The organism is Bartonella sp. ML69XJBT (assembly GCF_028618515.1).
GTDB lineage: Bacteria > Pseudomonadota > Alphaproteobacteria > Rhizobiales > Rhizobiaceae > Bartonella.
Window position 1 is genome coordinate 1 of record NZ_JAQITB010000064.1, and the last position, 5,173, is coordinate 5,173.

Annotated in this window: 5 protein-coding genes and 1 pseudogene; 4 read left to right on the forward strand and 2 right to left on the reverse strand. The window is 40.1% G+C overall.

What is annotated here, in order from left to right:
- Positions 1-163: 163 nt before the first annotated feature.
- Together PVV68_RS09620 and PVV68_RS09625 are read right to left on the reverse strand one after the other, a co-directional pair.
- Positions 164-874, reverse strand: coding sequence for a hypothetical protein (locus PVV68_RS09620; RefSeq protein WP_273722172.1), 711 nt, complete (start codon positions 872-874; stop codon positions 164-166).
- Positions 875-1,171: 297 nt separating this feature from the next.
- Positions 1,172-1,450, reverse strand: a pseudogene (locus PVV68_RS09625) (hypothetical protein); the annotation flags it as partial.
- A gap of 158 nt (positions 1,451-1,608) precedes the next feature.
- On the opposite strand from PVV68_RS09625, the gene PVV68_RS09630 reads away from it, so the two are divergent.
- The 4 genes from PVV68_RS09630 to PVV68_RS09645 all read left to right on the forward strand — a co-directional run.
- Positions 1,609-2,775, forward strand: coding sequence for a site-specific integrase (locus PVV68_RS09630; protein WP_273782974.1), 1,167 nt, complete (start codon positions 1,609-1,611; stop codon positions 2,773-2,775).
- Positions 2,776-2,984: 209 nt separating this feature from the next.
- Positions 2,985-3,185, forward strand: coding sequence for an AlpA family transcriptional regulator (locus tag PVV68_RS09635; protein WP_273782975.1), 201 nt, complete (start codon positions 2,985-2,987; stop codon positions 3,183-3,185).
- Between the two features lie 103 nt (positions 3,186-3,288).
- Positions 3,289-4,155 carry a toprim domain-containing protein gene (locus tag PVV68_RS09640; RefSeq protein ID WP_273782976.1) on the forward strand — a complete coding sequence of 289 codons (867 nt, stop codon included), beginning with the start codon at positions 3,289-3,291 and terminating at the stop codon, positions 4,153-4,155.
- A partial coding sequence (locus tag PVV68_RS09645) for a DUF3987 domain-containing protein (RefSeq protein ID WP_273782977.1) occupies positions 4,152-5,173 on the forward strand: 1,022 nt, incomplete at its 3' end. The genes PVV68_RS09640 and PVV68_RS09645, both read left to right, overlap by 4 nt.

Genomic DNA, 5,173 nt, shown 5'->3' on the forward strand with positions numbered 1-5,173 from the left:
TAACTCTACCATAGAGATGGTCTTTAACTTCTTTTATTTCATCAGTAAGTTCATATTTTTTAGATACAGTTGTATTGGTCATAGGTCGCTCCCTAATCTAATATTCGTTAATTTTTTAAATGAGATGTTTAAAAAGAGGCGCCCCCGCACCGCCCGTGCTTTTTTACGCTGCTTGCTCTGAAAGTTTTTTGCGATCAGTAATCACAACATTGTCACTAACATTGTCACAAACGCTAGCATTGCCACAAATTTTTGCATTCCCATGTATCTTTGCAACGCTATAAACAGAAGCATTATCAAATATTTTTGCATTCCCAAAAATCTCTGCATCGCTATAAATACAAGCATTCCCAAATACATGCGCATTACCGTAAACTTTACCATTTACTTCTGCTTTACCGTAAACTTTAGCATTATCAAAAATACGAGTGGTGTAATTCGTTTGCACATCACCAAAAACCTCTGCATTACCGTATACACAACCGTCTATCCAAGCCTTGCCATGTATTTTTGCATTATCGTAAACACGAGCGTCACCATAAATCCAAGCGTCGCCAGCGATTTGTGCATTACCGTAAACACGAGCCCGTTGACAGATACGAGCATTATCTCTAACCCAGCAGTCGCCATCATGTGAAAGATGCTCACTACTTTCTATAAAACCACCTAAGTCGCCTGCTTTAACATCTGCAAAGTCTCTAATGGCTCTAATACGTCTTAATGTGTGGATACCAGCTATAATTGTCTCGCCCGTAAATTCATATTTTTTAGGAATGCCTTGCTTTTTAGGAGGAACGGGACCAGTATCAGTTGCTCCCATATTATCTGCAATAGCTTTAATAAGAGCGCGACGAAAACCATTCATATATGTCATGTTAAATTCTTTCTATTCAATAAAAGTTTTTGATTAACAACCCTATAAGGGCGTCGGGCGCTCAAAAACACGGTGAATAGTCCGTCGTTACACTTTTCTCATAAAGAGTATTGTATGGTGTAACCACACCCGACAAAATCGTTATACGCTACTTAAAGCATAAAAGACAGCCAGTATTTTAAAAAGATGGGAGAAACCTTATCGTGGTCTATCCGCTATTCACAAGTGTTTTTGAAGCACTTGCCAATCTTTCTAAACAAACCCGCCTTTAAAGTCAATACGTATTTTAAATTTTTTTCACTTTTTTTCATTTTGATAATTACCTAATTGAATATCAAGCGCTTTTTCTAACTCACGGTCTATATAATCATCATCATAAGCTTGTGGATAACCTCTCTCACCATCATCTCTAATCTCACAAATCAACGGCTCTTTTGAACGTTGTTTGATCTTCTCATTCACCTCGTCTATCAACGCTTCATAACTCAATACGCTCCTTGGCAAATCACCACCATATATCCACGCTTTCACTTGTGCCTTGGTACTGTAATCAACTTTACAAGGCATTGATTTATAATGATAATCTAGCGTTATTCATATTGAATTAGAACACCGAATAACCTAAGATTCTCTCATTTCAAATCTCTTTATCTTGCATCAATTAAAATCACTCATTTGCACATCACAAGCGGGATGAGTGTGTGGATCAAATTTGTATAAGAAAGGATTAAAAAATGGCTCTTATGAACCGTCTTAATGCAAGGTCTGTCGCAACATTGGGAGCTGGCAAATATAATGATGGTGCCGGCTTGTTACTTCATAAGCGTAAAGATGGAGGTGCTCAATGGATTTTACGGTATACCCTTCACGGTCGGCGTCGTGAAATGGGCTTGGGTGCTTTAAGAGATGTCTCTTTAAAACAAGCCCGTGAATTGGCAACGGGGTGGCGCTCTGTTCTTCGTGAAGGGCGTGACCCCATTAAAGAACGCGATAAACAAAAGCGTGAAGCAATAAGCAATCTCCATTATTTAAAAGATATTGCTTTGGATACTTTTGAAAGCCGGAAAGCTGAATTAAAAGGGGATGGGAAAGATGGAATCTGGTTTACACCTTTACGCCTTCATATTCTCCCTAAATTAGGTTGTCTGCCCGTTTCAGAGATTACACAAACAGAGATACGCAATGTTCTTGCTCCTATCTGGCATACAAAAGCTGGAGCTGCTCGGACAGCATTGATACGTCTCAAACTTTGTCTCAAACATGCGGCTGCCTTGGGTTTGGATGTTGATTTACAAGCAACAGAAAAAGCACGCGCTCTTTTAGGAAAACAACGCCATAAAGTCAAAAATTTTCCAGCCATGGATTGGAAAGATATACCGGCTTTTTATAAAACACTTTGCCAAAAAACAACCCTAACACAACTGGCTTTGCGTTTGCTTATCCTTACAGGGGTTCGCTCTAACCCTTTACGTCATATTCATAAAGATCAAGTTGAGGGTGATATCTGGACAATCCCTGCTGAAAATATGAAAGGAAAGCGTGATGCTACGACAGAATTTCGTGTGCCTTTGTCATCAGAAGCATTAGAAATTTTAAAACAAGCACGATTGCTTTCTCGCAATGATTTCTTCTTTTCTGCAACTGGACGGGGTCCCCTTGCTACAAAGTGTATGGCTCAATATATGAGAGATAATAAACTTGATGCCTGCCCTCATGGGTTTCGCTCTAGTTTACGCGATTGGCTCGCTGAAACAACAGACGCCCCTTATGAGGTCGCTGAAACCATTCTGGGGCATGTGGTCGGGGGGCAAGTGGAACGTGCCTATCGTCGTACTGACTATTTAGAACAGCGTCGTGTCTATATGGATAAATGGGCGGCTTACGTTACAGGTCAAGCTTAAGATATGGGGTGTAATACCCCATTATCTGTGGATAACTTTAGCTCTCTTCTCTCTCATATCATCTCAATAAGAGTCATAAATTATCACATCAGAAAAACTATAATAATATATTGTTTTCTATGATTAAAATACCTTCAAAAAACAACCAAAATATGGTTAATAAATGCTTATGATTTGTTCCCATTTTTTACTCTTGAAAGGAAATTATAATGACAGAAAACGATATTCTTTTAACTGACCGTGAAAGTGCAAAATTGCTTCATATGAGTGTTTCAACATTCCGCCGTCATGTCACCAATGGATCTTTACCAAAACCTTTAAAGTTTGGCTTTTTATCCCGTTGGTTACAATCAGATCTGATCAATGTCATAGAGCAAGCCAAACAGCAACGTTATAACGACATCGCATAAAAGAAAACCTTGTCACGTAAGGACGGACAAGGCTTTCCATTTTCACTCAAAGAATGAATAGCAAAATCCGTCCTATGGTGCAATATTCATAGGATAAAAAAACATGTTATCTTTTACGAATGCTCGGGGCATCACAAATGCCTTGCGTGGGGTTTGGTATGGGCATTATGGAAGTGCCCGTTGTCCAGCCCATGATGATCAATTGCCTAGCTTATCCCTTGCCAATGGAAATGATGGGCGTCTCTTACTCACTTGTTATGCGGGCTGCTCTTTTAGAGAGATCATACAAGCGCTTAGAAGAATTGGCTTGCTGGGGAAACAAGCCTTTGTTGATAAAGCTTATGATCACGCGCTCTCTTTCTCAAAACAGAAAGCAGAGAGAGCAAAAAAGATTTGGCAACAAAGCCAACCGATCAAAGATACTTTAGCAGAAACCTATTTACGCAATCGGGGTATTACGTGTGAATTGCCTGCTGATTTACGTTTTCACGACAACTGTCCGCACCCCTTAGGAATGACACTACCCGCGTTGGTAGCTCTTGTTAAGGGGGCTGGTTCCTTTGCCATTCATAGAACCTTTTTAAAAGCCAATGGCTGCAAAACAGATCAGAGACCAGCAAAAGCCATGTTGGGGTCTGTTATGGGCGGTGCTGTGCATTTAAGCCAAGACAATCCAAAACATCTGGTTATTTGTGAAGGCATTGAAACCGGTCTTTCCTTACTGTCTGGTTTGTTATCAGAGCCCGTGAATTTATGGGCGTCTCTTTCTACCAGTGGCATGATGCGTGTGAATTTACCCCCGATAAAAGGACGTCTGACAATTGCAATGGACGGCGATGATGCGGGTCGTAAAGCAGGTTTTTCCTTAGCAGCGCGTGCTTATAGCCAAGGCTTTGAGGTCTTTATCATGCAAGCTCCAAAAGGAACCGATTTTAATAATGTATTACTTTCTCAAAAGAGGGAACTATGAAAGAAAATCATTTACAAAACAACAATGAAAATACCCCCGTCAATGATAACGATAATGCTTGTTTAAAAGCCATTCCTTATGAAGTCGCCTTGCAACAAGATGGCTGGGGGGAATTAAAACCGATTGAGAATGCTCTCTTACCCGTCGAACCTTTTCATCCTGCTCAAGTACCTTTAAGTTTAGGGACCTATATTTATGACGTTGCTGATATTCAACAATCTTCTCTTGATTTTATTGCTGTCCCTGCTTTGTGTGGTTTGGCTTCTCTTATTGGTAATGGCGTGCGTGTTGCTCCAAAACAATATGCCAATTGGGAAATTGTTCCTAATCTCTGGGGGGCTATTGTTGGAGAACCTTCAACCATGAAAACACCTACCATGAAAGCAGCTTTACTACCTCTCAAGGACTTTCAAAAGCAATGGTATCAAGAATGGGTAAAGCAGAAAAAAAGCCAAGAAACAAAAGAGATTCTTATGGAATTAGATAAACGAGAAAAGAAAAAACAAGCCTACAAAGCACTCAAAAATCAAGACAAGGAACAAGCCCTTGCTCTTCTTTCACAATCTCTTGAAGACAAAGAAACTGATAATGATGACACTCTTAGAAAACGACGTCTTATTGTCAACGATGTCACAGTCGAAAAGCTTGGAGAATTGTTAAAAGAAAACCCCCGTGGTCTCTTAATGGTTCGTGATGAGTTATCTGGTTTTTTATCCACTTTGGAACGCAAGGAATATCAAACAGACCGTGGTTTTTATCTAGAAGCTTTTAATGGAGATGATCAGTTTACTTATGACCGTATAGGACGTGGAACAATTTACATATCTCATGCAACCGTATCCATCATTGGGGGCATTCAACCTTCACGGATTATTCCCATTATTCAAGCCATGCACCATGGAACAAATGATGATGGTTTGCTCCAACGGTTCCAGATGCTGGTCTTTCCCGATGAACGAAAAGAGCGGTTATGGATTGATAGACCTCTCAATCAAAAGGCATGGGAAACCTATCAAGG

Bases quoted from the DNA above. Each gene is read 5' to 3' on its own strand.
- PVV68_RS09620 (WP_273722172.1), bottom strand. From the start codon at position 874: ATGACATATATGAATGGTTTTCGTCGCGCTCTTATTAAAGCTATTGCA.
- PVV68_RS09630 (WP_273782974.1), top strand. From the start codon at position 1,609: ATGGCTCTTATGAACCGTCTTAATGCAAGGTCTGTCGCAACATTGGGA.
- PVV68_RS09635 (WP_273782975.1), top strand. From the start codon at position 2,985: ATGACAGAAAACGATATTCTTTTAACTGACCGTGAAAGTGCAAAATTG.
- PVV68_RS09640 (WP_273782976.1), top strand. From the start codon at position 3,289: ATGTTATCTTTTACGAATGCTCGGGGCATCACAAATGCCTTGCGTGGG.